This is a genomic window from Gordonia sp. NPDC003376, from assembly GCF_053589235.1.
In genome coordinates, this window is sequence record NZ_JBSFRM010000032.1 from 1 (window position 1) to 25,923 (window position 25,923).

23 protein-coding genes are annotated in these 25,923 nt (G+C 68.0%); 12 read left to right on the top strand and 11 right to left on the bottom strand.

The window, feature by feature from the left end; genetic code table 11:
- The first annotated feature begins 364 nt into the window (after positions 1 to 364).
- From ACWDUA_RS22400 to ACWDUA_RS22415, 4 genes are all read left to right on the top strand, one after another.
- Positions 365 to 670, top strand: coding sequence for a hypothetical protein (locus ACWDUA_RS22400; RefSeq protein WP_449753220.1), 306 nt, complete (start codon positions 365 to 367; stop codon positions 668 to 670).
- Between the two features lie 47 nt (positions 671 to 717).
- A complete protein-coding gene (gene kstD, locus ACWDUA_RS22405; RefSeq protein WP_449753221.1) occupies positions 718 to 2,433 on the top strand; it encodes a 3-oxosteroid 1-dehydrogenase in 1,716 nt (571 codons plus the stop codon).
- 2 nt (positions 2,434 to 2,435) lie between these two features.
- Positions 2,436 to 3,296, top strand: coding sequence for a MaoC/PaaZ C-terminal domain-containing protein (locus ACWDUA_RS22410; RefSeq protein ID WP_449753222.1), 861 nt, complete (start codon positions 2,436 to 2,438; stop codon positions 3,294 to 3,296).
- 96 nt (positions 3,297 to 3,392) lie between these two features.
- Positions 3,393 to 3,821, top strand: coding sequence for a DUF6918 family protein (locus tag ACWDUA_RS22415; RefSeq protein WP_449753223.1), 429 nt, complete (start codon positions 3,393 to 3,395; stop codon positions 3,819 to 3,821).
- A 108-nt stretch (positions 3,822 to 3,929) separates the two neighbouring features.
- Here the strand turns inward: ACWDUA_RS22415 and ACWDUA_RS22420 are convergent, their stop codons facing one another.
- The gene (locus ACWDUA_RS22420) at positions 3,930 to 4,067 is read right to left on the bottom strand and encodes a hypothetical protein (RefSeq protein ID WP_449753224.1); all 138 of its coding nucleotides are present in this window, start codon (positions 4,065 to 4,067) and stop codon (positions 3,930 to 3,932) included.
- 210 nt (positions 4,068 to 4,277) lie between these two features.
- Here ACWDUA_RS22420 and ACWDUA_RS22425 point away from each other — a divergent pair, with 210 nt between their 5' ends.
- The 3 genes from ACWDUA_RS22425 to ACWDUA_RS22435 all read left to right on the top strand — a co-directional run bounded on the left by ACWDUA_RS22425 (position 4,278) and on the right by ACWDUA_RS22435 (position 7,982).
- Positions 4,278 to 5,981 (top strand): MFS transporter, encoded by a 1,704-nt coding sequence (locus ACWDUA_RS22425; RefSeq protein ID WP_449753225.1) that lies wholly within the window; start codon positions 4,278 to 4,280, stop codon positions 5,979 to 5,981.
- 18 nt (positions 5,982 to 5,999) lie between these two features.
- Complete coding sequence (locus tag ACWDUA_RS22430) at positions 6,000 to 7,277, top strand: SLC13 family permease (protein ID WP_449753226.1); 1,278 nt, start codon at positions 6,000 to 6,002, stop codon at positions 7,275 to 7,277.
- Between the two features lie 177 nt (positions 7,278 to 7,454).
- Positions 7,455 to 7,982 (top strand): DoxX family protein, encoded by a 528-nt coding sequence (locus ACWDUA_RS22435; protein WP_449753227.1) that lies wholly within the window; start codon positions 7,455 to 7,457, stop codon positions 7,980 to 7,982.
- A 45-nt stretch (positions 7,983 to 8,027) separates the two neighbouring features.
- Here ACWDUA_RS22435 and ACWDUA_RS22440 read toward each other — a convergent pair whose 3' ends face one another.
- The 7 genes from ACWDUA_RS22440 to ACWDUA_RS22470 all read right to left on the bottom strand — a co-directional run bounded on the left by ACWDUA_RS22440 (position 8,028) and on the right by ACWDUA_RS22470 (position 17,093).
- Complete coding sequence (locus ACWDUA_RS22440) at positions 8,028 to 9,689, bottom strand: AMP-binding protein (RefSeq protein WP_449753228.1); 1,662 nt, start codon at positions 9,687 to 9,689, stop codon at positions 8,028 to 8,030.
- Between the two features lie 103 nt (positions 9,690 to 9,792).
- Entirely contained in the window at positions 9,793 to 10,968 is a 1,176-nt protein-coding gene (locus tag ACWDUA_RS22445; protein ID WP_449753229.1) for a lipid-transfer protein, read from the bottom strand.
- Complete coding sequence (locus ACWDUA_RS22450; RefSeq protein WP_449753230.1) at positions 10,968 to 11,405, bottom strand: MaoC family dehydratase; 438 nt, start codon at positions 11,403 to 11,405, stop codon at positions 10,968 to 10,970. Before ACWDUA_RS22450 ends, ACWDUA_RS22445 begins: the two co-directional genes overlap by 1 nt.
- Entirely contained in the window at positions 11,402 to 12,439 is a 1,038-nt protein-coding gene (locus ACWDUA_RS22455) for a bifunctional MaoC family dehydratase N-terminal/OB-fold nucleic acid binding domain-containing protein (RefSeq protein WP_449753231.1), read from the bottom strand. Before ACWDUA_RS22455 ends, ACWDUA_RS22450 begins: the two co-directional genes overlap by 4 nt.
- The gene (locus ACWDUA_RS22460; protein WP_449753232.1) at positions 12,436 to 13,599 is read right to left on the bottom strand and encodes an acyl-CoA dehydrogenase family protein; all 1,164 of its coding nucleotides are present in this window, start codon (positions 13,597 to 13,599) and stop codon (positions 12,436 to 12,438) included. Before ACWDUA_RS22460 ends, ACWDUA_RS22455 begins: the two co-directional genes overlap by 4 nt.
- Positions 13,599 to 14,780, bottom strand: a complete 1,182-nt coding sequence (locus tag ACWDUA_RS22465) for an acyl-CoA dehydrogenase family protein (RefSeq protein WP_449753233.1) — start codon at positions 14,778 to 14,780, stop codon at positions 13,599 to 13,601. Before ACWDUA_RS22465 ends, ACWDUA_RS22460 begins: the two co-directional genes overlap by 1 nt.
- Before the next feature lie 117 nt (positions 14,781 to 14,897).
- The gene (locus tag ACWDUA_RS22470; RefSeq protein WP_449753234.1) at positions 14,898 to 17,093 is read right to left on the bottom strand and encodes an acyl-CoA dehydrogenase family protein; all 2,196 of its coding nucleotides are present in this window, start codon (positions 17,091 to 17,093) and stop codon (positions 14,898 to 14,900) included.
- 116 nt (positions 17,094 to 17,209) lie between these two features.
- Between ACWDUA_RS22470 and kstR the strand changes: the two genes are divergently transcribed.
- The gene (gene kstR / locus ACWDUA_RS22475; protein ID WP_449753235.1) at positions 17,210 to 17,866 is read left to right on the top strand and encodes a cholesterol catabolism transcriptional regulator KstR; all 657 of its coding nucleotides are present in this window, start codon (positions 17,210 to 17,212) and stop codon (positions 17,864 to 17,866) included.
- Positions 17,863 to 18,009: a DUF1059 domain-containing protein gene (locus tag ACWDUA_RS22480; RefSeq protein WP_449753236.1), complete on the top strand. Its 147-nt coding sequence runs from the start codon at positions 17,863 to 17,865 to the stop codon at positions 18,007 to 18,009. Before kstR ends, ACWDUA_RS22480 begins: the two co-directional genes overlap by 4 nt.
- Before the next feature lie 177 nt (positions 18,010 to 18,186).
- On the opposite strand, the gene ACWDUA_RS22485 is transcribed toward ACWDUA_RS22480, so the two are convergent.
- Positions 18,187 to 19,281, bottom strand: coding sequence for an alpha/beta hydrolase (locus ACWDUA_RS22485; RefSeq protein WP_449753237.1), 1,095 nt, complete (start codon positions 19,279 to 19,281; stop codon positions 18,187 to 18,189).
- Positions 19,282 to 19,448: 167 nt separating this feature from the next.
- The gene (locus tag ACWDUA_RS22490) at positions 19,449 to 20,408 is read right to left on the bottom strand and encodes a helix-turn-helix transcriptional regulator (protein ID WP_449753238.1); all 960 of its coding nucleotides are present in this window, start codon (positions 20,406 to 20,408) and stop codon (positions 19,449 to 19,451) included.
- Positions 20,409 to 20,513: 105 nt separating this feature from the next.
- On the opposite strand from ACWDUA_RS22490, the gene ACWDUA_RS22495 reads away from it, so the two are divergent.
- From ACWDUA_RS22495 to ACWDUA_RS22505, 3 genes are all read left to right on the top strand, one after another.
- Positions 20,514 to 21,128 carry a TIGR03086 family metal-binding protein gene (locus tag ACWDUA_RS22495; protein ID WP_449753239.1) on the top strand — a complete coding sequence of 205 codons (615 nt, stop codon included), beginning with the start codon at positions 20,514 to 20,516 and terminating at the stop codon, positions 21,126 to 21,128.
- A 137-nt stretch (positions 21,129 to 21,265) separates the two neighbouring features.
- On the top strand, positions 21,266 to 22,207 hold the full coding sequence (locus ACWDUA_RS22500; RefSeq protein ID WP_449753240.1) for a helix-turn-helix domain-containing protein: 942 nt from the start codon (positions 21,266 to 21,268) through the stop codon (positions 22,205 to 22,207).
- A gap of 112 nt (positions 22,208 to 22,319) precedes the next feature.
- Positions 22,320 to 23,549 carry an acyl-CoA dehydrogenase family protein gene (locus ACWDUA_RS22505; RefSeq protein ID WP_449753241.1) on the top strand — a complete coding sequence of 410 codons (1,230 nt, stop codon included), beginning with the start codon at positions 22,320 to 22,322 and terminating at the stop codon, positions 23,547 to 23,549.
- A gap of 262 nt (positions 23,550 to 23,811) precedes the next feature.
- On the opposite strand, the gene ACWDUA_RS22510 is transcribed toward ACWDUA_RS22505, so the two are convergent.
- Complete coding sequence (locus tag ACWDUA_RS22510; RefSeq protein ID WP_449753242.1) at positions 23,812 to 25,053, bottom strand: DUF222 domain-containing protein; 1,242 nt, start codon at positions 25,051 to 25,053, stop codon at positions 23,812 to 23,814.
- Positions 25,054 to 25,923: the final 870 nt, after the last annotated feature.

Genomic DNA, 25,923 nt, shown 5'->3' on the forward strand with positions numbered 1-25,923 from the left:
GGGTCCTCGCGATGCTCGGTCCCGGCTCAACCACCAAGAGCCACATGATGGTTGAGCCGACGAGGAGCGCAGCGACAAGTCGAGTCGAAACCCCCGCCGGCCGACAGCACCACGCAACCACCAACCGCCCGTTGGTGGTTGAGCCGACGAGGAGCGCAGCGACAAGTCGAGTCGAAACCCCCGCCGGCCGACCTCGCCAACGCGACCACCTCGGAGGCGGTCACCACCCAGCCCACGCTGCGGAGATTTCGACACGGGTCCTCGCTCCGCTCGGTCCCGGCTCAATCATCGTTCAGGGGTCCTCGCTCCGCTCGGTCCCGGCTCAATCATCACTCGGGGGCTTCCCGCTTCGCTCGGTCCCGGCTTGATCATCATTCGGGGCGGGTGGCTCGACGATCCGGTCGACCGAGCCTTCGGCGGCGAGGTCGACGGCCTGCACCTGTGCCGGCGGCCCGGGCTTCCTGGCGATCAGGACCCGGTTGACGCCCGCATCCGCCGGCCGGTGGGCGAAGCACGCCCCACGCCCTGGGACCCACCGGCGATGACCACCCAGGCGCCGTGGTCACAGTTCCCGCACGCCGCATTCCTCTCGAACCCCGCGCACGCTTGGCCCGTCTCGCGCACCATCCAGTCGCACCCACTGGCGCACCGTTTCTGCAACGTGTTCTAATTCTGAATGAGAACACGTTCCACCAGTGGCACACGAAGGGACCATTCATGACCGAGAGCTACGACGTCATCGTCGTCGGCGCCGGTGCCGCGGGCCTGTCCGCCGCCATCACCGCCGCGGCGCAGGGGTTGCGCACGGTGATCATCGAGAAGTCCCCGTACTGGGGCGGCTCCACCTCCCGTTCCGGCGGCGGTGTCTGGATTCCCGGCAACTCCGTCCTGCAGCGCGACGGCGTCCCCGACGACCGTGAACTCGCCCGGCAGTACGTGCACGCGATCATCGGTGACCATGCCCCCGCGGAGAAGATCGACACCTACATCGACCGCGGCGCCGAGGCCCTCGACTTCCTGATGGCGCACGCCCCGCTGGAACTCGAATGGGTCAAGAACTACTCCGACTACTATCCGGAGGCACCCGGCGGACGCCTCGGCGGACGCAGCGTGGAACCGAAACCCTTCGACGCCCGCGCCCTCGGCGCCGACCTCGACACCCTGCACCCCCAGTACACCAAGGCACCACTGAACATGGTGGTGCTGCAGTCGGACTACCGCTGGCTCAACACCGGACTGCGGCACTGGCGCGGCCCACTGCGGATGGCCAAGGTGGGTGGCCGGTTCTTCTGGGCGCGCTCGCGCGGCAAGAAGCTCATCGCGATGGGAGCGGCACTCGCCGCCGAGCTGCTACTGGGTGTGCGCAAGGCCGGTGTGCCACTGAAGCTCTCGACCGGTCTGGTCGATCTCGTCACCGAGAACGACCGCGTCGTCGGCGTGATCGCCGAACACGAGGGCACCCGGATCGAGCTGCGCGCCGACCGTGGCGTGATCCTCGCCTGCGGCGGCTTCGAGCACAACGTCGAGATGCGCAAGAAGTACCAGCGCGAGCCGATCGGCTCGGACTGGACCACCGGCGCACCGTCGAACACCGGCGACGGTATCAACGCCGGACTCAAGATCGGTGCTGCGGTCTCGTTGATGGACGACGCCTGGTGGGGTCCCACCATCCCGCTGCCCCGCGGCCCCTGGTTCGCACTGTCCGAGCGCGCGGTGCCGGGGACCTTCATGGTCAACGAACGCGGCGAACGATTCATGAACGAATCGCTGCCGTATGTCGAAGCGGTACACCACATGTACGGCGGCGAGTTCGGTCAGGGTGACGGCCCCGGCACCAACGTCCCGGCGTGGATGGTGTTCGACCAGCGCTGCCGCAACCGCTACCTGTTCGCCGGTGTCAACGCGCGCCAGCCGTTGCCCAAGAAGTGGTTCGAGTCCGGCGTGGTGGTCAGGGCCGCCACCGTCGAGGCGCTGGCCGAGAAGATCGGTGTGTCCGCAGAGGCGTTGCGCGCCACCACCGATCGCTTCAACGGCTTCGCCCGTGCCGGGGTCGACGAGGACTTCGGTCGTGGCACCAGCGGTTACGACCACTACTACGGGGACGTCACCAACAAGCCCAATCCGAGCCTCGGCGTCGTCGACAAGGCGCCGTTCTACGCGGTCAAGATGGTGCCCGGCGACCTCGGCACCAAAGGCGGCATCGACACCGACGCGCGCGCCCGCGCGCTGCGCGCCGACGGTTCGGTGATCGACGGCCTCTACGCCGCGGGCAACACCAGCGCCCCGGTGATGGGTCACACCTACGCCGGTCCCGGCGCCACCATCGGCCCGGCGATCGTCTTCGGCTATCTCGCCGCACTCAACTGCGCCTCGCCTACCGACGCCGAAACCGCCTCGGCGACCGGCACATCCGGACCGAAGAAGGAGAACTGAGCATGCCGATCGACCTGTCCGTGGCGCTCGGTGCCGAACTGCCGGAGGTGTCGTTCGCGTGGTCGGCGTCGGATGTGGCGCTCTATCACCTCGCAGTGGGCGCGGCCGCCGACCCGCTCGACGCCGCAGGACTGGCCTATGTCGACGACGTCGCCCCCAAGGTGCTGCCCACCTTCACCACCGTCGCCGAGTCGTTCCATGCCGTGGAGGCCCCCACGGTGAGCTTCCCCGGTATCGAGATCGATCTGGCCAAGGTGGTGCACGGCAGCCAGCAGATCACCCCGCACCGCCCGATCCCTGCGTCGGGGAAGGCCACCGTGCACACCACGATCGCCGAGATCCAGGACAAGGGATCGGCCGCGGTGATCGTGCAGGAGAAGGTCGCCACCGGAGAGGACGGCCGCCCGCTGTGGACCGCACGGTCGTCGATCTTCGCCAAGGGCGAGGGCGGCTTCGGTGGCGAGCGGGGGACGTCGGCCCGGGTGACCTACCCCGACCGCACCCCCGATCATCGGATCGCGGTGCCGACCTTGCCGAATCAGGCTCTGCTGTACCGACTGTGCGGTGACCGCAACCCACTGCACTCGAGCCCGGACTTCGCCGTGAAGGCCGGGTTCGACCGCCCCATCCTGCACGGACTGTGCACCTACGGGACGGTGTGCCGTGCCGTCGTCGACGCCGCACTCGGCGGTGACGTGACGGCGGTGGCCGACTTCTCGGCGACCTTCGCCGGCGTCGTCTTTCCCGGCGAGACGCTGACCGTCTCGCTCTGGGACGAGGGCGATCGGCTGCTGATCACCGCCACCGTCGCCAACCGTCATGATGCCCCGGCGCTGGGCAACGTGATGCTCGTCCGCGGCTGACCGGCAAACATGGTCGGGCCGACTATCCTGCTCTGGGATCGGTCACATCAGGTGACCGTCATCCGACCGGATCCGTCACCGACGAGGAGAACCTTGATGAGTGATTCGCTGCAGTCCTTGCTCGACACCAACCGCGCGGCCGTGGTCGACGACCTCGTGGGGGTGATCGACGGCCAGGTCTCGGCGCAGAAGGGACTCGGGGGCGCCGCGGTCAAGGCCGCCTACGCAACGGCTCAGAAGGTCAAGCCCGACATCGTTCGCAAGGCCACCAACCTGATGCTGCCGGACTTCGTCACCGCCCTACAGCCGTTCTGGGACTCCAAGCCCGCCGGCACCGCATTCGGTGATCACCTGGCCGCCGACTCCGACTCCGCCTCCGAGGCACTGCTGGCGGTGACCGACGCCCAGGCCGAGACCGCCAAGGCGCCCCTGGCCAGGGCATACGGGTCGCTGCGCGGCAAGGCGAAGGGCTATGTGGCCGATGCACTGCCCGCCGTCGGCGCAGCCGTCGAGAAGAACGCGTGACCCACTCGCCGCGTCGTCACCGTCGGGAACATCCCGGTGGGGCGGTGCGGCGAGTCCGTTCTCGGGCCGCGCTGTCGCAGGCCGAAACGTTCTCAGGCCGAAACGTTCTCAGGCCGCGGTGACGACGATGAGGACCAGAGCGCAGACCACGCCGATGAGCGCGACCAGCATCGTCAGGACGCGCCAGATGTGCAGACGCACGGTCTGGGTGTCGGTGGATCGTGAAGAGGCAACCGGTGCGACCATGATCTCCCACTTTCGCTCGGCCGGAACCCGGGGGATGACCATCGTGCATACCGGGTTTGTGACTCCAGTGATAAATGTGTCACAGGTTGCGCGTGGTGTCTCGCTCTCCTGCTCGCGTGTCGTATTTCACCCGGGGGAGCTGCGGAATGGACGGATGCGCGGACAGGGGGCGATCACGCGGTGGGCACTCGAAGGGTGGGCACTCGGACGATGACCCGGCGACTCAGGGCCGTCGACCTCCGCTCGGCATGGCTGATCCTCATCGCGTGTGCATCGGTGAGCATGGTGGTCGCGGCGATGGCCGCACTGAACACCGCCCTCGCCGACATCGCGATCGACCTCGACGCCGACACCGGCCAGATGACCTGGATCGCCGACGGTTACACCCTCGCGCTGGCCGCGATGCTGCTGCCGGCCGGGGCGATCGGTGACCGGTTCGGCCGCCGTGAACTGCTGATCGCCGGGCTCGTCGTCTTCGCGATCGGCTCGCTCGTGGCGATCTGGGCGGCCGACCCCACCCAGCTGATCATCACCCGGATCGTCGCCGGTATCGGTGCCGCATTCATCATGCCGACGACGCTGTCGCTGATCACCTCCGGTGTGCCCGAGGACAAACGCAGCCTCGGCATCAGTATCTGGGCGGCGATCGCCGGTGCGGGCGCCATCGCCGGGTTCTTCGTCTCCGGTGTTCTCCTCGAGTTCTTCTCGTGGCATTCGATCTTCATCACCTTCGCGGTGTCGGCGGTGGTCAGCGCGCTGTTCTGCCTGACCATCGGCAGCTCACGCGATCAGCACCCGAAACGGTTCGACGTCATCGGGTCGATCATCTCCATCCTGGCGATCGCCGGTGTGGTGTTCGGTCTGCTCGAGGCCCCGCACCGCGGCTGGGACGACGCCCTGGTGCTCCTCACACTGGTCGGCGGCCTGGTACTCGCCGCGGTGTTCTGCGTCGTCGAACTGCGTCTGGACAACACCCTCCTCGACGTCCGGTTGTTCACCAACCGGGCCTTCGGTGCCGGATCGCTGGCCGTCGCGCTGCAGTTCTTCGCCTCCTTCGGCGCGTTCTACCTGCTGCTGCAGCGTCTGCAGCTGGTGTTCGGCTACTCGCCGCTCGGTTCGGCGTTCGCACTGATGCCGATGGTGCTCGGGGTGAGTGTGTTCGCCCTGCTCGGCAACTGGATCGCGGTGCGCTTCGACTCGCTGCGCTTCGTCCTGGGCGGCGGCATCCTCATCGCCGGTGTCGGGTTGCTGCTGATCGGACTGATCGACTACGACACCTACTGGGCGCTGGCATGGATGCTCGCGGTGTGCGCCATCGGCATCGGCCTGTCGACAGCTCCGTCGACCACGGCGATCATGGCCAACACCCCCCTCGACAATCAGGGTGTGGGGTCGGCGGTCAACGACACCGCCCGGGAGATCGGTGCCGCGATCGGCATCGCCCTTGCCGGCAGCCTCCTCGCCGCCGGGTACGCGCACCGGATCGGCTCCACCGCCGACGCCGCCCGGCAGCAGCTCACCACCGCCGGGGAGCAACGGATCGCCGCCGGGGACACCGCGGGTGGTCAGATGATCGTCGCGCAGGCCGGCGACGCCGCAGACCGGATCACCCGATCACTGGCCGAGGCCACCGAGGTGGCCAAGCGGTTACCCGGGGCCCTCGGCGACCAGGTCCTGGAAGGCGCACGGAACGCCTTCGTCGACCCGATGAACCAGGCCTGTGTGGTGCTCGGTGCCGTGTTGCTCGTCGGGTCGGTGGCGATCACGGCGATCTCCCCGCGCCGGGTGGTCGCGCTCGATGCATTCGTCGGTGACACCCACCCCGACGACACCCACCCCGACGGCACGCATCCCGATGAACCGCGCCCCGATCCGGAGCCGGCCGAGCGGACCCATGCACCACAGCCGGACTGACCTGCGCCGGGGACGGCGGTGCTGACCGCCGACAGTGTTCTCGGCACCGTCCTCGCGGTGTGCGCGCTGGTGGCGGTCATCGGTGTCGCGGTGTGGGCCACCCGGATTCCGGCCGCCGTCGTCGCCGTCCCCGCGGCGGTGCTGCTGGCGGTCCTCGGGGTGGTGTCGTGGGGTCAGGTCGGCTCCGAACTCGAGTTCATCGGCCCCACCATCGGATTCCTCGCCGCCATGCTGGTGATCGCCGAGGTGTGTGCGCAGACCGGGGTGTTCGCGTGGATCGGCGGCGTACTCGCCCGGTCCAGCCGTGGGTCGCCCACGCGGCTGCTCGGGCTGGTGTTCACGGCGGCGGCCCTGACCACCGCCGTGCTGTCGATCGATACGACGATCGTCCTGCTCACCCCGGTCGCGGTGGCCACCGCACGCCGGATCGGGGTCCGGGTCACACCGGTGGGAGCGGCCACCGCGCATCTCGCCAACAGTGTCTCGACATTGCTCCCCGTCTCCAATCTGACCAATCTGCTGGCCTTTTCGGCCACCGGACTCGGCTTCCTGGGGTTCGCCGGACTGATGGCCGGACCGTGGGTGGCCGCGATCGTGGTGGAGTACTTGTTGTTCCGGTGGTTCTTCGCCGACGACCTACGCCGGCCCCGCGATGCCGACCGCCCGGTGGGCACCCCCGACGCCGTCCGCCGACCTCCGATCGGCACGCTGATCGCGTTGGCGCTCATCCTGATCGGGTTCGTCGTCGCCGAGCCGCTCGGGGTGCCGTTGTCGATGGTCGCGGCGATCGGTGCCGTGGTCATGGTGGCACCACTGCTGCGTCGCACCCCGGTGTCGACGACGGTGCGGGTGGTGCGCGCGGCGAACATCCCGTTCCTCGGCTTCGTCGCCGCCCTCGGCGTGATCATCCTGCCGATCCGGCTCGGCCCCGTCGGCGACGCGATCGCCACCCTGATCCCGTCGGGGACGCAGCTGTGGGCGCTGCTGGCCGTGGCCGCACTGGCCGCGGTGATCGCGAATCTGCTCAACAACCTGCCCGCGACGCTGTTGTTGCTGCCGATGGTGGCCCACGAGCCGGGGCTGGCGCTGGCCATGCTGCTCGGCGTGAACATCGGCCCCAACCTCGGCTACTTCGGATCCCTCGCCAACCTGTTGTGGCGCGACCTCATGCACCGGCACACCGCATCACCGCCCACGCGGCGGTTCCTGTTGCTGGGGACCGCGACGGTGCCACCGACGCTGGTGGCGGCCGTCGTCGCACTGTGGGCGGGACTGCAGGTGACCGGAGGGGGTTGATCGCGTCCCGCACCCCCGACAAGTCGCGGTCCCGACAGGTGAGCGCACGGTGGGTGGCATCCCGACGTCAGGGCCCGGCCACGCCACACCGGGCTCCACGATCGGACTCCGGTGGCGACCCGGCCGATAAACGGACTAGAGTCCTGTTAGATCGGTCGTTAGGAAGGAAAACAACTCATGGCCCCTACTTCGAAGAACTCTCGCGCACTCGATGCCGGACTGCTGACGCTGCGCGTCGCGGTGGGTGCGACGCTGTTCGCGCATGGCACGCAGAAACTCGCCGGCTGGTTCGGTGGGCCCGGCATCGACGGCACTGCCGCAGGTATGCAGCAGATGGGCTTCGAGCCGGCCAAACCGGCGGCGGTCGCCGCCGGTATCAGTGAGGCCGCGGGCGGGCTCGTCGTCCTGGGCGCCGGCACGCGGGTGGCGGCTGCGGTCGGGGCGGCCGCGATGATCGCCGCAGCCGACGTTCATCGTCCCAGCGGGTTCTTCTCCCAGAACGGCGGCCTGGAGTTTCCCGCAGTTCTCGGATTGTCCTCGGCGGCAATCGTTCTGGCCGGCCCCGGCCGCTACTCGCTGGATGCGGCGGTCAAGCATCCCCTGTCACACGAGCGTGTCGGTGTGGTCGCACTCCTCGCCTCTGTCGGCGGGGCGATCGGCGTCCTGGCCCGTCGCAAGAAGGCACTGGCCGCAGCAGCGTCCTGAACCGTCGCAGCCGGTACCGCGGCTCGCCGATCCGACAACTGCCACTCAGGCCGGGGTCGGCTGTCCCGCCGATGCCGCGGTGGCCTTGGCCCAGCGGTAGTCGGCCTTGCCGGCCGGGGTGCGCCTGACCTCGTCCACGAACACCACGGTGCGCGGAACCTTGTATCCGGCAAGCGATTCCCTGCAGAACACCTGGATGTCGTCGATCGAGGGTTCGGCCGCCCCGTCGGCGATCCGGGCGACCGCGGCCACCCGCTGGCCGTAACGGTCGTCGGGCACCGGCACGACGAGGGCGTCGGCGATCGCCGGGTGGGCGTGCAGGACGGCCTCGACCTCCTCCGCGTACACCTTCTCGCCGCCGGTGTTGATGCACTGCGAGCCGCGGCCGAGGAAGACGATGGAGCCGTCGGCCTCCACCGTGCCCATGTCGCCGAGGATCGAGATCCGACGGCCGTCGGGCAGGGTCGGGAAGGTGCGCGCCGACTTCTCCTCGTCCTTGTAGTAGCCGAGCGGTACGTTGCCGATGCGCGCGATGTAGCCGACGTCGCCCGATCCGGGCACGATCGGGGTGAGCCGCTCGTCGACGACCATCATCCGATCGGTGGGCGGGACGGTGAGGTTGCCGTTGTCGTCCATCATGATCTCGCCGTCGTTGCCCGACTCGGAGGCCCCGAAGTTGTCGCGCAGCATCAGGTCCGGCTTGAGTGCGAGGAACCGTTCACGGTTGTGGTGCGACCAGATCGCGCCGCCGGAGGTCACCGAGAACAGCGACGACAGGTCGATCTCGTCCGTGCGGCGTTCCATCTCCTCCACCAGCGGCATGCCCATGGCGTCGCCGACGATGAGCACGATCTGCACCTGCTCGGGTCCGATGAGTTCGGCGATACCGGCCGGATCGAAGTCACGCATCAGCACCAGGCGGCCGCCGAGGGTGAAGAAGGTGAACAGCGAGTACGACGCGGCGCCGTGCATCAGCGGGGCCGCGAGCAGGAATGCGATGGACGGGAAATCCTTGACCGCCGTGCCGATCTCGGCGAGGTCCTTGCGCGGGTCCCCGTATGGGTTGCCGCCGGAGATGGGTTTGCGGAAGAAGTCGTCGTGGCGCCACATGACCCCCTTGGGGTAGCCGGTGGTGCCGCCGGTGTAGATCAGGTACAGCTCGTCACCGGTGCGCGGCTCGAAGTCGCGCGCCTCGGACTTGTCGGCCTCCTCGGCGAACGACACGATCGCCACGGTGCGCCCGTCGGGCAGACCGGCGGCGGCAGATCGTAGTTCGTCGACGATGTCACCGATGACGAACACGGTGCGCAGTTCGGGGAGCTCCCCCATCAGGGCGGCGACGCTGCGCTGGTGTTCGGGCAGTTCGACGACGATGCCGCGCGAGTCGGAGTTGTCGAAGACGTACTGCAGTTCCGGGTCGGTGTAGCGGTAGTTGACGTTGACCGGCACCGCACGCATCTTGAGGACACCGAGCAGGCTGGTGACGTGCTCCACACTGTTCTTGAGGAACAGGGACACATGGTCGGCGGCGGCGATCCCGTTGTCCAGCAGCAGGTGTGCGACCCGGTTGGCCAGGAGGTCCAGTTCCGGGTAGGCGATCTGGCGCCCCTCGTAGCTGAGCGCGATGCGGTCCGGGACGGCGTCGGCGACGGTCTCGAACACATCGGCCAGGTTGAACTTGGTCTCGGCGGCGGATTCTGGGCTCATTGGTCGAACTCCTCGGGGCCTCGAATGTCGGAGATGGGAAACAGAGAGGGCGGCTGTTCGGGTCGGTGGTCGGGCGGGGGGGAAGTGGTGGGGCGTGCGCGGTTCAGGGTGCGGTCAGCACCAGACCACTGGTCGGGACACCGGTGCCGGCGGTGACCACCACGCGGGCGGCGTCGGGTACCTGGTTGACCGAGTCACCACGAAGCTGGCGAACGGCCTCGGCGATACCGTTCATACCGTGGATGTAGGCCTCGCCGAGCTGGCCGCCGTGGGTGTTGAGCGGGAGGCGCCCCCCCACCTCGAGCGCGCCGGGTTCGGCGACGAAATCCTTTGCCTCACCACGCCCGCAGAAGCCGAGCTCCTCCAGTTGCAGCAAGGTGTACGGGGTGAAGTGATCGTAGAGGATCGCCGCGTCCATGTCCCCGGGTTGCAGCCCCGACTGGTTCCACAGCTGGCGACCGACGAGCCCCATCTCGGGCAGGGCCGCGAGATCGTCACGGTAGTAGCTGGTCATGATGAACTGGTCCCGGGCGCTGCCGGCCGCGGCACCGGCGACCACCGCCGGGCGATGCGGAAGGTCTGCGGCGCGCTCCGCCGACACCACCACGATCGCCACGCCACCGTCGGATTCCTGGCAACAGTCGAGCAGGTGGAGTGGTTCGGCGATGTAGCGCGAGGACTGGTGGTCGTCGAGGGTGATCGGTTTGCCGTGGAAGAAGGCACGGGGATTGACCGCCGCATGTTTGCGGTCGACCACCGCGATCCGCCCGAAATCGGCACTGGTGGCACCGTAGTCGTGCATGTAGCGTTGCGCGATCATCGCGACGAAGGCCGCCGGTGTGGACAGGCCGTGCGGGTAGGAGAAGGCATTGTCGGTCCCCGACGAGTTCTCCTGGTTGGCGACCGCCGAATTGACCTGTCCGAACCGCAATCCCGAGCGCTCGTTGAAGGCGCGGTAGGCGACGACGACGTCGGCCACACCGGTCGCGACGGCCATCGCCGCCTGCTGGACCGTGGCACAGGCCGCACCGCCGCCGTAATGGATGCGGGAGAAGTAGGTCATCTCCTCGATCCCCACCGCACGGGCGACGGCGATCTCGGCGTTGGTGTCAATGGTGAAGCTGACCAGTCCGTCGACGTCGGCCGGGGTGAGTCCGGCGTCGGCGATCGCGGCGTTCACGGCCTCGGCGGCCAGACGCAGTTCGCTCCTGCCGGAATCCTTGGAGAACTCGGTGGCGCCGATCCCGGCGATCGCCGCCTTGCCCGACAGCGTGCCCATCAGCGCCCGCCTTTCCGGCCGAGGGTGAGGGTGACCGTCGAGATCACGTGCTTGCCCAGCGAATTGGTACCGGTGACCGCGACGGTCAGCTGATCGCCGTCACGTGCGGTGACCTCACCGGTGAAGGTGACGGCGTCGTGGGCGTACCAGGGCACACCGAGCTTGAGTCGGATCGATCCGATCCGGGCGGACGGTCCGGCCCAGTCGGTGACGAACCGTTGCACCAGCCCGGTGTCGGTGAGGATGTTGACGAAGATGTCCGCCGATCCCTTGGCCTGGGCCAGATCCCGGTCGTGGTGGACGTCCTGGAAGTCGCGGGTGGCCAGGGCGGTGGACACGATGAAGGTGGGGGTGGCCTCGATGGTCAGCGGGGGCAGCGTGTCACCCACGGACACCGCATCCCCGGCGACCGACGCGGAGGTGGCCTCGATGGTCATGCCGGTCCTTCCTGGGGTTCCCACGCGTAGAGCGTCCAGGCCGCTCCACGATCGTCGGCGGGGAAGTCGAGATAGGTTGCGCGCACGCACATTCCGATCCGCACATCGTCCGGGTCGACGCCGCGGAGCTCACCGAGCATCCGCACTCCCTCGTCGAGTTCGACGAGCGCGACGACGAACGGCAGTTGCCGGCCGGGCACCTTGGGGGCGCGGTGCACGATGTAGCTGAACACGGTGCCCGTGCCCGCGGCGACGACGTGGTCGGTGGCCGGCACCGTGCCGTCGCCGGCCCGGGGCTTCCAGGTGGCCGGTACAGGCGGGTGGGTCAGGCTGCCGTCGGGGCGCTGCTGGATGCGCAGTTCGTGTGCGGCGACACCGTCCCAGAAGAACTCAGTGTCGCGGGACACGCTGGGGCGCAACATGGTCGACGGGTCGAGATCCTCCGGCACGTCGGCGACCGTGATGCCGTCGGTGTCGGCGCCGGACTCGGTGTCCGGGGCGGCCGGGCGGAACTTCAGGATGCGGAAGTCCATCTCGGCGACCACCTCGTCGCCGACCGACCAGATGTTGCGGGTGGTGAAGAACCAGCCCTCGCCCAGTGCGGTGGTCTTGGGACCGGTGACGTCGACCAGTTCCGCGCTGAGCTCCACCTCCTCACCCACCTCGACATAGCGGTGATAGGTGGTGTCGCAGTTGGTGGCGACCACCGAGGTGTAGCCGGCGGCGTCGAACAGTTCGGTGGCCCGGCCGAGCGGGTCGTCGGCGGTGCGGACCCCGTTGAGTCCGCGCATCGTCCACACCTGGGCCATCGCCGGGGGCGCGACGATGCCGGGATGTCCGGCGGCCCGCGCGGCGTCGGCGTCGACGTAGATCGGATTGGTGTCGCCCATCGCCTCGACCCAGTTGTTGATCATCGGACGATTGACCGGGTCACGGCCGGCTACCGGTGCGCTGGGGCCGTCGGCCCGGATCCGCCCGGCGGCGGCGCGGATCTGATCTGGCGTGTGAACAGACTGTGCGGTAACCGATGTCATCGTTTGGCCCTCGGCAGTCCCAGTCCGGCGGTGGCGATCATGTCGCGCATCACCTCGTTGACACCACCACCGAAGGTGATGACGATGTTGCGCTTCTGCTGCACATCCAACCAGTCGACCAGTGCCGCGGTGTCGGGGTCGGTGAAATCACCGTGGCGTCCGACGATCTCGTCTAGCATCCGGCACACGGTCTGCAGCCGTTCGGTGGCGAACACCTTGGTCGCGGCGGCGTCGGCCATCGAGATGGCCTCGCCGGTGGAGGCGACCTGCCAGTTGAGCAGTTCGTTGATGCGGGCGTAGGCGTCGATCTGCGCCAGCGCACGCCGGACGTCGGGCCGGGCGGCGATGGGGGTGCCGTCGGCTCCCGGGCGGGCCGCCCAGTCGCGCACACGCGCGGCCAGCCCCTCGATGCGGCCGGCCGGACCGAGCATGACGCGCTCGTGGTTGAGCTGGGTGGTGATCAGCTTCCAGCCGCCACCCTCCTCCCCGACCAGCATGTCGGCGGGCACCACGACGTCGTTGTAGTAGGTGGCGTTGACGTGGTGGGCCCCGTCGGCGGTGATGATCGGGGTCCAGGAGAACCCGGGATCGGTGGTGTCGACGATGAGGATCGAGATACCCTTGTGCTTCGGGGCATTCCGGTCCGTGCGGACGGCCAGCCAGATGTAGTCGGCGTCGTGGCCGCCGGTGGTGAAGATCTTCTGCCCGTTGACGACGTAGTGGTCGCCCGCGCGGACGGCGGTGGTGCTCAGCGAGGCGAGATCGGTGCCGGCGTCCGGTTCGGTGTAACCGATCGCGAAATGTACGTCGCCGGAGAGGATTCGGGGAAGGAAGCGATCCTTCTGCGTGGCGGTGCCGTGGACCTGCAGGGTGGGTCCGACGGTCTGCAGCGTGACCGCGGGCAGCGGGACGTCGGCGCGGACCGCCTCGTTGGTGAAGATCTGCTGTTCGATCTCACCGAAACCCTTGCCGCCGTACTCCTTCGGCCAGCCGACGCCGAGCCAGCCGTCGGTGCCCATCTGTTTGATCACCCGGCGGTAGGTGGGCCCGTGCCGCTCGGTGAGCATGGTGTGGGCGTCGTCGGTGCCGATCAGCGAGGCGAAGTACTCGCGCACCTGGGCCTTGAGTGCCTGCTGGTCGGGGGTCAGGTCGATGAACATCAGGCGGCTCCCGCCACGTCGGTCGCGGGATGCCCGGTGCCTGCGGCGAGTTCGTCGAGGCGTGCCTGCCCGCCACCGGCCAGTCGGGCGAGGTCCTTGGCGATCGAGAAGTACCGGTGCAGCGGATAGGTCAGGTCGACGCCGACGCCGCCGTGCAGGTGGGTCATGGTACGGAGGGTGGCGGGGATCTCGGCGGCCATCCAGTAGGTACCGATTCCCAGATCCTGCTGTGCGTCAAGACCTTCGGAGATCCGCCAGGCCGCTGCGGTGGTGGCGAGGTTCATCGCCCGGCCGATCACGTAGATGTCGGCGAGCTGCTGCCCGACCGCCTGGAACAGGGCGATCGGTTTGCCGAACTGTTCGCGGGTGGAGACGTGGTCTGCGGTGAGCCGGGTGGCCCCGGCGACCAGGCCGTCGGCATAGGCGCACAGGGCGATCCGGTAGCGATCCCGCAGCACGGACAGGTCCGTGGTGAGCAGGTCGTCGGCGGCGACGGGCACGGCGTCGAAGGTGACGGTGAACTCGCCCCACCCGCTCGAGGTGGCGGTCCGGGTGATCGTGATACCCGGAGCGTCGGCGGCGACGGCCACCACCCCGGCGTCGGCGGCCACGAGGAAGGCGGTGGCACCGTCGGCGTGCAGCACGCCGGTCTTGGTGCCGGTGAGCCTGCCGTCGGCGAGGGTGGTGCGCGGTGTGGCGGTGAGCGGGTCGCCGACCTCGCCGAGGGCGATCGCATGCCAGGTCCCGCCGGTGAGGGTGCGGCCCCATCGTGCCCGGGGACCGACGGTCTCGGGGTCTGCGATCTCGGGGCCTGCGATCTCGGGGTCTGCGATCTTGGGGTCTGCGATCTCGGGGTCTGCGGTGGCGAGAACGAGCGCAGAGGTCAGCGATCCGAGGATCGGGGCCACCCCGGCCGACTCCCCCATCCGCCGCAGCAGCGGCAGGACGGTGAGCAGCCCGAGATCGTCGCCGCCGAATGCGGCCGGCAACGCGAGTTCGGTCAGTCCGGCGGCGCCGAGCGCCTGCCAGAGGGCGTTGTCGAAGCCTCCGGGTACGGCCGCGGGATCGGGGTCTCTGGCCTCTCGGCCGAACTTCGACTCCCACTGCGACCCATGCCGGGAGAACACGTCCGCGGCCACGTCGCCGACGGCGACGGCCTCCGCGCTGAGCGCAAAGTCCACTCTGCGCCTCCTCACTGGAAATAGAACCTGTTCTAGTTGTAGCAGACATGACGGTACGCATGTCGGTTTTACGGGATGATCAGGGGGTTCGGACCATGCTCTCCGGCCGGGGCACGGTCAGGAACGCGGCAGACCGAGAATGTGTTCAGCCGCCGCGGTACGCAGGATCTGGGTGGTGCCGCCGGCGATCGACAAGCATCGGTTCTGCAGGACGAGCTCCGAGACCGGACCGCCCGTCAGTCCGTTGACGCCGAGCATGTCGAGGGCGAAGTCGGGGACCGACTGCCGGTGGGCGACGCCGATCAGTTTGCGGACGCTCGAGAGGGCGCCGGGATCGTGGCCGGCGAGGCGGCGGGTGACCGCCCGGGCGTCGAGGACCCGGCCGATGTGGGCGTCGGCGACCAGCCGGCCCAGCGCGGCGAGCTCGGCGTCGGTGAGTTCGCGGCCCAGCTCGGAGATCTGGGCCAGCAGGGCGTCCATCTCCTTGCCGAGACCCGAGCCGCCCATCGCGACCCGCTCGTTGGCCAGTGTGGTGCGGGCCAGGCGCCAACCGCCGTTGATCCGGCCCACCACGTCCGCGTCGGGGACGAAGACGTCGTCGAGGAAGACCTCGTTGAAGTTCGCCCTGCCGGTCAGTTCCCGCAGCGGCCGGATGTCGATGCCCGGTACCGACATGTCGACCAGGAAGTAGGTGATGCCCTTGTGTTTCGGGGCGTCGGCGTCGGTGCGCGCCAAGCAGATCCCCCACTGCGCGTTGTGCGCCTGCGAGGTCCAGATCTTCTGGCCGGTCAGGGTCCAGCCGCCGTCGACGCGGGCGGCGCGCGTCCGCAGGGATGCCAGATCGGAGCCGGCCTCGGGCTCGCTGAACAGCTGACACCACACGATGTCGCCGAGCAGGGTCGGCGCGACGAAGCGGTCCCGTTGCTCGTCGGTGCCGTGTTCGAGGATGGTCGGGATGGCCCACGCGCCGATCACCAGGTCAGGACGGATGACGCCGACCCGTTCGAGTTCGGTATCGATCAGGAGTTGAAGGGCCGGGTCGGCACCGAGTCCGTGGGGCACGGGCCAGTGCGGCATGAGCAACCCGCTCACCGCGAGCACGCCGCGTCGGTCGGAATCGGCAGCGGCAGCGATCCGTTCGGCATCGGCGCGGATGTTCGCGCGGCGATCCTCCACCGCCGACAGATCGATCTCGAACGCTCGGCGTCGGCCCGCGATCCCGTCGCGGGCCGAGGCGTGGCGGGCGCGTGCCCCTTGCCCGAGCAGCGACCGGGCGGCGAGCGCCGATCGCAGGTACAGGTGCGCATCGTGCTCGAAGGTGAAGCCGATCCCGCCGAGGACCTGCACGCAGTCCTTGGTCACCGCGACCGGCAGATCGGCGACGAGGACGTCCGCCGCTGCCGCGGCGAGCCCGAGTTGTTCACGAACAGATGGATTCGGAAGATCAGCGTTGATCGCGTCCTCGACCGCACGGGCGGCGTCCCAGGCAGCCGCCTCGACCTGTTCGGTGCGGCACAGCATGTCGGCGCAGATGTGCTTGACCGCCTGGAACGATCCGATCGGCGCCCCGAACTGGGTGCGTACCCTGGCGTGGTCGACGGCGGTGTCCAGCGCCCAGCGGCACACCCCGGCCTGGTGGGCGGCCAGTCCGGCCGACAGCACACCGCGGATCAAAACGTCGAATTCGTCAGCGCCACAGTCGATCACGTCACCCTCGGCGAGACCGGCCACCCGCACCGTCGAGACCGGGCCGGCTCCGTCGACGGCGGGCTCGAGAGTGCCCTCGCGGACCCCGACACCGGCCGGCAGAATCCGCCAGCGGGCGGGCCCGCCGTCGAACGCGAGCGGCACCAGGATCGCCGCGTCGTCGACACCACCGGGCACGAGACCCAGATCCACCGCGCCCTCGACCACGTCAAAGGCCCCGCGGCCGGCCCGGATGCCCGCCGGGACCACACCGGGTACCGCACCCTTGACGACCGAGGCGATCAGAGGGCCCCGGCGCGGATCGGTGACCCGCGAGAGCGCGACCGCCAGCGCGACGGTCTCGACGATCGGACCCGGAACCAGCACCCGGCCGCACCTCTCGACCATCGCGGCGACGTCGGCGAATGACGCGCCGATCCCGCCGTCGGACTCCGGTACGATCGCCGCGAACAGTCCGAGACCGGCGATCTGCGGGAACAGCGTGCGCCACTGATCATCGGGTTTGTCGAGGTGTGAGCGGGCAGAGTCGGCGGTGCCGGCCTTCGCCGACCAGGCCGAGATGGCCTCACAGACCGCGGCCTGCTCGGGGGACGTGGCGAGAGTCACGGGATTCCTCTGTGTCGAAGGGTGACCAAGAACTAGAACCTGTTCTAATATGCCATGAGGGCCGCGCAAGCGGTACCCGACCTGTTCCCCGATGATGTGAGGATGCCCGAGAGCACATGGCAGCATCTGACAATGCCGTAACCGCCACGGACACCGCCGAATCGCGCCCTGGTGCGACCCCGGCCCCCACCGAGTCCGGCTCTGCGGCGCAACGTGACCGTCGTCGTCGAATCCTCGACGCGACCCTCAGCCTCGCATCCAAGGGCGGCTACGACGCGGTGCAGATGCGCACGGTCGCGGAGAAGGCCGACGTCGCCGTCGGCACCCTGTATCGCTACTTTCCGTCCAAGGTGCACCTGCTGGTGACGGCACTCGCCCGTGAGCTCGGGCGGGTGGAGTCGCGCGTCGACCGCTCGCAGTTGCGCGGCGACAACGCGATCGAACGGCTCCGGCACGTGCTGGACATGATCACCTTCTCGATGCAGCGGGACCCGTTGCTGACCGAGGCCATGACCCGCGCGTTCATGTTCGCCGACGCTTCGGCCACCGCCGAGGTCGACCAGGTCGCCGGGATCATCGACCGGCTCTTCGCCGGAGCCATCGTCGACGACGGTGAACCGACCGCCGACGATCTCGCGATCGCCCGTGTGCTCGCCGACGTGTGGATGTCGAATCTGGTGCAGTGGCTGACGCGACGCGCCTCGGCAACCGACGTGACCAATCGTCTCGAACTGACCGTTCGGCTGCTGCTGAAGGATAGGGTCGCGTCATGAAGACCCGACTGACCTGCCCCTGTGGCGAGATGCTCCGCGGTGAGGACGAGGACGAGCTCGTCGAGAAGGTCCAGAAGCACCTCGCCGACAACCACCCCGGTCACGATTACTCGCGTGACGAGATCTTGTTCATGGCGTACTGAGATCCGACGCGCCACCGCATCCTCGGGGCGGAACGCTGCCCTACCGCGGGAGACCACACCGGAACACCGAACCCCGGAACCTGATCGCAGGTTCCGGGGTTCGCTCGTCTCGACCGGCATCGGCTCGGCTCGACCGGTTGCCGGTTGTCCGGAGCCGGGTGCGGCGTCCGGTTCCGTCTAGTTCTGGCTGCCGGTGTTCTTCAGGTCCGCGGCGATCAGCGGCCAGGTGTCGTGGAGGTCCTGCTCCCAGTACGCCCACGAGTGGGTTCCGGTGGGGCGCAACATCACCTTGTTCTGGACGCCGAGTTCGTTCATCCGCTGGGTCATCTGGACCGTGCACTGGTTGACCGCGGCCTCGATGATGCCGCCGAGCACGATCTGGTTGCCCAGGGTCAACGGGTCACCGTCGATCAGCGGCGCGTTGAGTTGGTCGTTGGGGCCCGGCAGACCGGTGCCGCTGGTCATGTAGACCTTGGTGCCCTTGAGCTTCTCGGCATTGATGTACGGGTCGTTGGCCTTCCAGCCCGGACCACCGGGAGTACCCCACATGTTGGCGATGTCGCCACGACCACGGTCACCGACCACCATCCGGATGTAGGCCAGACCGAGCGGGTCACTGGTGCGGGCACATCCGGAGTAGGCGGCCACCGAGCGGTACAGCCCCGGTGCCGAGATCGCCAGGTTGAGCACCGACGTCCCGGCCATCGAGATCCCGGCGATCGAATTGACACCGGTGGTGTCGAATTCCTTGTCGATGAGGGGCGGGAGTTCCTTGGTCAGGAAGGTCGTCCACTTGTTGCGGCCGAGTACCGGGTCGTCCTTCTGCCAATCGGTGTAGTACGAGTAGGCACCCCCGATCGGGGTGACGACGTTGACGTTCTTGTCGGCGAAGAACTGCTGGTAGGTGGTCTTGGCCGCCCAGGTCGCCGAGTCCTCGCCACCGCCGGCTCCGTTGAGCAGGTACAGCGTCGGGGCGGCCTTGCTGGTGTCCTTGGGCCGCAGGATCGTCACCGGGATGAGCTTGTTCATCGACGCGGAGTAGACGATCGCGGTGACCTGCTGCGCGGAGTCGCGGACCAGTGTCTCGATCTTCGACGAGTTCATCGGCGCGGGATTCGCCGGGTTGCTCGGTTCGGTCGCCGTGGTGCCGGTGGTCGGAGCCGCAGGTGTCTCCGTCGGCTCGGCCGCCGCGACACCGACACCTGTCAGCGCAGATCCGACGACGATCGCAGCCGCCGCCGTCGCAACGGTCCGCTTCCATCCCGTTCGCACCATTAGCCCCTTAAGTCACACGTGTAACAGCCGCTCTGAGCCTATCCGAGTCGGTGGCGACCAGGAAATCCTGGCAACCGCCGTTAGCCAGTTGTGACGATTCGCCTCGGAGCCACGTCACCACGCACGTGATTCGCCGCCAACAAAGGATCACCGCCGACAAGGGATCACCCCGACCCGCTCGCGCCATCATGCCCCGCCGTGATGCGCGCCGCCTTCTCTCTGATCTCATCACGCAGCCAGCCTGGTTCGACAACCCGGAAGTCACGCTCGATCAGCCCCATCCACACGACCTTGAGGGCGACGCCCCGGTCACCGAATCGGAGCGCGACCCGGACGCGTCCTGCCTCGTCGGGGTCGTCGCCGATCCCACACACCTGCGCACTCGGCTCGAAGCCGACGACGTGCTCCGCCGCACAACGCACCACCACGTCCACGGACTCGAAGCGGCCCCGGAACTCCCGGCGGCGGCGCTCCCAGATCTCCGCCAGGTCGACGTCCGGATCGCGATGCGCGGGTTCGTCGAGGATCTCCACCACACTCATCCGCGAGATCCGGTACAGTCGCTCGTCGCCGGCGGCATTGGCAACCAGATACCAGGTGTCACCTGCGACGATGAGCCCGACCGGGTCAAGAACCCGCTCGCGCGGCTGGGCCTGGTCCGGACGGCGATACCGGATGCGGATGCGCCGGCCGTCGAAGACCGCTTGCTGCACCGGCCCGAGCGCCTCGAGGTTCTGCGGTGACCGGACGAACCCCTCGGGCCTCACCAGGACGCGCTGCGCCGAGCGGACGGCCTGCGCACGATGCGCTTCCGGAAGGGCTGCGGCGACCTTGCGCAGCGCCGCCGCGAAAGCCGGGGTGTCCAGTCGACCCGCCCCGGCCAGGAGTGAGGTCGCCTCGTCGGCGGTGAGGCCGGTGAGGTCGGTCCGATATCCGGGGAGCAGGGCGAAGCCTCCCGAGCGGCCTCGTTCGGCGTAGACCGGGATTCCCGACAGTGACAAGGAGTCGATATCCCGCAGGACGGTGCGCACCGAGACCCCGAGTTCCTCGGCGATCCGGCCTGCGGTCATCCGCTCGTGCACCTTGAGGAGCATGAGCAGCGACAACAGACGTTCGGCACGCATGATGTCGATTGTCCGGGTAAACATGACAGAAGGTGTCATGTATGAGGAGTTGGGTGGTGTTCATCGCGGGAGAGGCCCGCGGATGAACCCGTAGAGGACAGAACCATGACCCAGCCCGACACCACTCAGTCCGCTGCTCCTGCCGCACCGACCGATCCGCGTCCGGCCTATGCCGCCGCCACCTCGTGGGTGACCGATCTGTTGTCGGCGGTCCGATCGGACCAGTGGGACAACCGCACCCCGTGCACCGAGTTCGACGTCCGGACGCTCGCCTCGCATCTGATCGGCACCGCCCGCCGGGCAGTCGCCCTGGGGTCGGGTGCCGATGTCTTCGCCGTCCACCCGGTCGCCGATGTCTTCGATGCCGAGACCTATGCCGCCACGGTCGCCGAGGCCATCGACCTGTGGGCCGACGACGCCAAACTCACCGCGCCGGTCACCGTTCCATGGGGAACGGTCCCCGGCGCCGGCGCGCTCTGGGGATACGTCAACGAATCGCTGGTACATGGCTGGGACCTCGCCGTCGCCACCGGTCAGAACCCGGAGGCCGACCCCGAGATCGTCGCGGTCACATCGGAGATCGCACAGCGGTTCATCCCGGCAGAGATCCGCGCCGCCGACGAGGTCCCGTTCGCCGCGGTGGTCACCCTACGGGCCGAGGCCGGGCCCACCGAGCGACTCGCCAACTGGGCGGGCCGGCTCAGCGACGACTGGGTGTGACCGAGGCCGGGGGCAGCGGATGTGTGTGATCGTCACCGCCCGAGCGGCATTCGATGTCGGATACCCGTGAGCACTCCGTGATCCGGAGGAAACGCAAGGGCCACGGATCCGCTTCTCGGTTCCTCGAGAATCGGGTGATGACCACCGTCTGGGACCTCGCCGACCATCCGGAGCGCGATCGACGTGCGGTGTGGCACGACGTGCTCTGCCAGGCGTTCGTTCCGCTGCGCGCGGATCTCGCTCCGGATGATGGCGGGCTGCATGGCCGAGTGGAGAATCGTCCCTGCGGAACGCTGATGCGGTCCACCGTCGAATCGCGGGCCCAGCACACCGCACACGGGCGCCGACAGGTGCGTCAGACCGATGGTGCGCACTACTTCTTGAATCTTCAGCTGCGGGGCGACTGTCACGCCCGCCAGGGTGACCACTCGGCGGTCGTTCACCCGGGCGAGGCCATCCTCGTCGACACCACTCAGCCGTACTGGTTCGACCACGGCACCGACTGGAAGGTCATGTCGTTTCGTATCCCCAAGTCGCAGCTGGATCTACGGGTCGGTGATGTCGGTGTGCCGACCGCCCGTCCGTTCGACCACGCACCTGCCGGACGCGTCGTCCGGAACCTCATGTGTGCGCTGTGGGAATTCGAGTCCACTGCGGCGGCGGCGACGGAGATGACCGATGCGCTGGTCTCGGCGGTCGCCGCAGGCATTCTGTCCCAACCGATTCCCGGCCCGACACTGAAGTCGTCGCTCAGACGCGACGTCCTGCGGTACATCCGCGACAACATCGCCGAAGACCTGTCCGTGGCCGCGGTCAGTGCTCGATTCCACATCTCGCCGCGGACCCTGCACGGCCTGTTCGAGGACTCCGACACCACATTCGCGCAGACGGTGCGCCACGTTCGCCTCGAACGGGCGCGGCGGCGTCTCACCGACCCCACGGTGACGACGACGATCAGCCAGGTGGCCCACCACTGCGGCTTCGACGACCCCTCCACATTCAGCCGGTCCTTCCAGCGCCAGTTCGGGGTCAGCCCGCGCGATATGCGCGCGCAGGGTCCTCGCCGGACCTGTTCGTGACCGTGGGTGCACGTTCTGCACAGAACGGTGCACGCAACGCCTGGCCTCCCACTCGGTGCACGCGGGAATCTCGAATGGTCCAGTTCTCGTCCTACACCGACCGGAGACTCCCATGGCATTCTCGTTCACCCTCACGCCTTCTCAGATCGAACTGCGTAACGCAGCCAAGGACTTTGCCGAGGAGCACCTCGTGCCGCTCGCCGCGGACTTCGCTGCCGAACCCGACCCGCTGACGCGGGCTCTGGTCGGTCGCCCGGCATTCGAGGCCGCGGTCGAATCGGGATATCTGCGGGCGATGATCCCGCCCGCGGTGGGAGGCACCGCGGGCAGCGGTATCGACGCGTCGATTCTCATCGAGCAGTGGGCAGGGATCTGCCCCGACTTCTTCATCTCGATGGCCGGGCCGTTGATCGCCTTGATGCCCGTCTATGCCGCCGGAACGCCTGAGCAGATCGGCCGGTTCGTCGCCCCGTTCCTCGCACCGTCCGGGGCACCGATCGCGGCGATGGCGTACTCCGAGCCGGGTGGTAGCGCCAACTTCGATGCCCCTCCGCCTGCCGGAATCCAGACGACCGCGACGCCTGACGGCGACGACTACGTGATCAACGGCAGCAAGGCCTGGGCGTCGTTCCTGTCCGGATGGGACGGTCACGGACCCGACGTGATGGCGATCGTCTGCCGTGCTCCGGGAGGGGTGTCGGTGATCATCGCCGAACGCGAGCACCTCGCCGGGCACATCGAGGTCGAGAAGCACTACGACCTCCCCGGGCTCCGCGGATGCCTGACCTCCCGGATCCGCCTGGTCGATGTGCGAGTGCCGAAGTCGAATCTCATCGGTGCCGAGGGTGATGGAGTCACGTTGACCCGCAATGCCTTTCTCGCCAGCGGCGCATCGATCGGAGTCTTTGCCACCGCGGCGATGAGCCGAGCATTCGACATCGCCCTCGACTTTGCCCGGACCGACTCCCGCAACGGGTCCGTACCCGTGATCGAGCACCAGGCCGTCGGCGATGCTCTCGCCACGGCGAAGGGCAAAATCGAGGCCACGCGCCTCATCTCGTGGCGGGCGATGGACGCCGTCCTCGGAGGTCACCCAGCCGGTGAAGAGTGGGCATTGCACTCCAAGGTCTTCGGCTCCGAGACCGCTCTCGAGGTCGTCAACAGTCTCGTCCAGGTCGTCGGTGTCACCGCATATGACCGCGCGCACCCCCTGACCTCGATCCTCAACGACGTGCTGGCCTACCCCCTCATCGAGGGCGGCAACATCGGGGTCCGACGACGACGCCTTCAGTCGATCTTCGCGGCCGACGGATTCGACGCGCACGCCGCGTCCGTCGGTTGATGCTGCGCAGCCGAGGCCGCGCACATCGACATCCGGCACTCCACGTATGCCGTTGATGGTTGAGTTGAGCCGACGAGGAGCGCAGGGCGCCTCGGTCCCGGCTCAATCAGCAACCGGCCGTAGGCGGTTGAGCCGACGAGGAGCGTAGCGACAAGTCGTGTCGAAACCACCGCCGGCCGAACTCACCAACGTGACCGGCGGAGGTTCCGACACCCACCCCTATCTCTATGAAGTTCTCAAAGAACACAAGCTCTATCGACAGTCAGGCAGCATTCGGTAGTTCATCGGCGAACCGCCGGTTGTAGGCGGGGATCGGGCGTCGCCGTGGATCGACGGTCTCGGGTGGGATCAGCCACGGATGGGAGTCGGGTCCCATATAGACATCCCATCCGTTGTGGTGGACGTCGGCGTGACACGAGGTGCACAGGAGGCAACCGTTGGCGAGGTCGGTGGCACCACCATCCGACCAATGCGCGATGTGATGGGCCTGAGTGCGTGACGCCGGGGCACCACACTTGATGCAACACCGATCCCGCTCGAACAGGGCGCGCCGCTGGCCGGCGGTGAACAACCGTTTCGACCGCGCCATGTCGAGTGGGACGCGTTCGCCGTCGACGATGGTCATCACCACCACACCGTCACACGTCGTTTCGAGCAGAGTGTTGCGGGTGATCGACCCACCGAACGCCAACTCGGTTTTGTTTGGTGTATCGGCGGGTACCGACAGGGTGATCAACGCTGCCGGTAGAGCAGTGACCGACCGTTCCCCGGCACCGGCGGCCATGTCAAGCACCATCTCCAAGGCGTCAGCGCGGCGTCGGGGCGCTTCGCGTGGGTCTGTCGAACCATCCGGTTGCGGGACGGGTGCCGAGAGTTTCTCGATCGCCGTCGCCAACTTCTCCCCGACAACAACATCCAGCGAACCGGACACCGACACTCGTCCATCATCGGTGCGCCCGATATCCAGAGCATTCAGGTTGCGGTCCTCTTTCGCCGGGCGTCCACCGTCGGTATCCGATGAGTGATGGTCCCCCAATTGGTGGGCGCGTGCCATCACCTCAGCCGGTGTCGCGCCGGACAGGACTTGGGCCAACAGGTCGCCTTCGAAGGTCGCCCACGTGTCGGTGTCGGGTGGTTCCCCGGCACGCATCCCGATCTGGTTGAGTCCGCGCACGATGGCGTCGACGTGTTCACCGGAGATCGCCCCTTCGGCAGCATGGTTCACAGTGCGCTCCACCACCGCCGAGGTCCCGATCCGCTGCATCCGGGCAGCGACGGCTGGCGCGAGACCCATCTCGATCAACAAGGCGATCGGTTTGTGTCCATGCTTCTGCGCCACCCGGAGCCGATCCAAGTGCCCGGCCCCGGCAGCAGCCAGCGCATCGATCACATTCCTGATGGTGACCAGTGTCTGCATGTCCGCGAAGACGACCGGCCCGGTCGGATCGTCGTCGAAACGACAATCGATGAGTGCGTCGAGAATGGTGTCCAGCTCCCCCTGCATGTGTTCTATTGTAGCGAACGCATAGGCGAACCGACGTCGAATTGTCAAGGTGATCAGTATTTGTGGATAAAGTGGGTCGGCTGTTCACCGTGGGGGTTCGGGTTCACCTATGGGGTTGTTGGGGACAACGTTGGCTGCGGAGATTTCGACTCGGGTCCTCGCTCCGCTCGGTCCCGGCTCAATCAGCAACGGGCTGTTGGTGGTTGAGCCGATGAGGAGCGTAGCGACGAGGCGTGTCGAAACCTCTGTCGGCCGAGTTCGTCACCGTGACCACTCCGGAGGTGGTCACGCATCCGACGTAGGCTGGGGAGATTTCGACACGGGTCCTCGCGATGCTCGGTCCCGGCTCAATCATCGTTCGGGGGTCCTCGCTTCGCTCGGTCCCGGCTCAATCACCGTTCGGGACTATCCCACTCAATCGGCAAGAGACTGTTGGTGGTTGAGCCGATGAGGAGCGGAGCGACGAGGCGTGTCGAAACCTCTGTCGGCCGAACTCGCCGGCGTGACCACTCCGGAGGTGGTCACGCATCCGACGTAGGCTGCGGAGATTTCGACTCGGGTCCTCGCTTCGCTCGGTCCCGGCTCAATCGGCAAGAGGCGGTTGGTGGTTGAGCCGATGAGGAGCGTAGCGACGAGGCGTGTCGAAACCTCTGTCGGCCGAGTTCGTCACCGTGACCACTCCGGAGGTGGTCACGCATCCGACGTAGGCTGGGGAGATTTCGACTCGGGTCCTCGCTTCGCTCGGTCCCGGCTCAATCATCGTTGGGGGGGTCCTCGCTCAATCGGCAACGGGCGGTTGGTGGTTGAGCCGATGAGGAGCGTAGCGACGAGGCGTGTCGAAACCTCTGTCGGCCGAACTCGCCGGCGTGA

Bases quoted from the DNA above. Each gene is read 5' to 3' on its own strand.
- kstD (WP_449753221.1), top strand. From the start codon at position 718: ATGACCGAGAGCTACGACGTCATCGTCGTCGGCGCCGGTGCCGCGGGC.
- ACWDUA_RS22410 (WP_449753222.1), top strand. From the start codon at position 2,436: ATGCCGATCGACCTGTCCGTGGCGCTCGGTGCCGAACTGCCGGAGGTG.
- ACWDUA_RS22415 (WP_449753223.1), top strand. From the start codon at position 3,393: ATGAGTGATTCGCTGCAGTCCTTGCTCGACACCAACCGCGCGGCCGTG.
- ACWDUA_RS22420 (WP_449753224.1), bottom strand. From the start codon at position 4,067: ATGGTCGCACCGGTTGCCTCTTCACGATCCACCGACACCCAGACCGTG.
- ACWDUA_RS22425 (WP_449753225.1), top strand. From the start codon at position 4,278: ATGACCCGGCGACTCAGGGCCGTCGACCTCCGCTCGGCATGGCTGATC.
- ACWDUA_RS22435 (WP_449753227.1), top strand. From the start codon at position 7,455: ATGGCCCCTACTTCGAAGAACTCTCGCGCACTCGATGCCGGACTGCTG.
- ACWDUA_RS22440 (WP_449753228.1), bottom strand. From the start codon at position 9,689: ATGAGCCCAGAATCCGCCGCCGAGACCAAGTTCAACCTGGCCGATGTG.
- ACWDUA_RS22445 (WP_449753229.1), bottom strand. From the start codon at position 10,968: ATGGGCACGCTGTCGGGCAAGGCGGCGATCGCCGGGATCGGCGCCACC.
- ACWDUA_RS22450 (WP_449753230.1), bottom strand. From the start codon at position 11,405: ATGACCATCGAGGCCACCTCCGCGTCGGTCGCCGGGGATGCGGTGTCC.
- ACWDUA_RS22455 (WP_449753231.1), bottom strand. From the start codon at position 12,439: ATGACATCGGTTACCGCACAGTCTGTTCACACGCCAGATCAGATCCGC.
- ACWDUA_RS22460 (WP_449753232.1), bottom strand. From the start codon at position 13,599: ATGTTCATCGACCTGACCCCCGACCAGCAGGCACTCAAGGCCCAGGTG.
- kstR (WP_449753235.1), top strand. From the start codon at position 17,210: ATGGCAGCATCTGACAATGCCGTAACCGCCACGGACACCGCCGAATCG.
- ACWDUA_RS22480 (WP_449753236.1), top strand. From the start codon at position 17,863: ATGAAGACCCGACTGACCTGCCCCTGTGGCGAGATGCTCCGCGGTGAG.
- ACWDUA_RS22490 (WP_449753238.1), bottom strand. From the start codon at position 20,408: ATGCGTGCCGAACGTCTGTTGTCGCTGCTCATGCTCCTCAAGGTGCAC.
- ACWDUA_RS22495 (WP_449753239.1), top strand. From the start codon at position 20,514: ATGACCCAGCCCGACACCACTCAGTCCGCTGCTCCTGCCGCACCGACC.
- ACWDUA_RS22500 (WP_449753240.1), top strand. From the start codon at position 21,266: ATGACCACCGTCTGGGACCTCGCCGACCATCCGGAGCGCGATCGACGT.
- ACWDUA_RS22505 (WP_449753241.1), top strand. From the start codon at position 22,320: ATGGCATTCTCGTTCACCCTCACGCCTTCTCAGATCGAACTGCGTAAC.
- ACWDUA_RS22510 (WP_449753242.1), bottom strand. From the start codon at position 25,053: ATGCAGGGGGAGCTGGACACCATTCTCGACGCACTCATCGATTGTCGT.